Annotated in this window: 1 pseudogene; it reads right to left on the bottom strand. The window is 55.9% G+C overall.

The annotated features are described in order from the left end of the window. Positions 1 to 508: pseudogene (locus BGK49_RS27925) on the bottom strand (IS3-like element IS2 family transposase); the annotation flags it as partial.

Below are 508 nucleotides of genomic sequence, written 5' to 3'. Positions count from 1 at the left end.
GAACTGGCGTGTTTCATTAGCCCGGTAGCATGAACCATTATCCGTCAGCCACTCCACTGGAGACGACGGAAGATCGTTGCCGAAGCGGCGTTCCACCGCACCCAGCATGACGTCCTGTACTGTTTCACTGTTGAAGCCGCCGGTAGTCACCGCCCAGTGCAGTGCCTCACGCTCACAGCAGTCCAGCGCGAACGTGACACGCAGTCTCTCTCCGTTATCACAGCAGAACTCGAACCCGTCAGAGCACCATCGCTGATTGCTTTCTTTCACGGCCACTCTGCCTGTATGTGCCCGTTTCGATGGCGGTACAGCAGGTTTTCGCTCAAGCAACAGCGCATTCTGGCGCATGATCCGGTAAACACGTTTGGCATTGATCGCAGGCATACCATCAAGTTCTGCCTGTCTGCGAAGCAGCGCCCATACCCGACGATAACCATACGTGGGCAGCTCTCCGATAACATGGTGTATACGGAGAAGCACATCCGTATCATCAGTGTGACGACTGCGG

Source organism: Shigella sp. FC1544, from assembly GCF_001722145.1.
In the GTDB taxonomy this organism is placed as follows: Bacteria; Pseudomonadota; Gammaproteobacteria; order Enterobacterales; family Enterobacteriaceae; genus Escherichia; species Escherichia coli.
The sequence above is the reverse complement of the archived record's forward strand: the minus strand, read 5'-3'. Positions and strand labels throughout refer to the sequence as shown.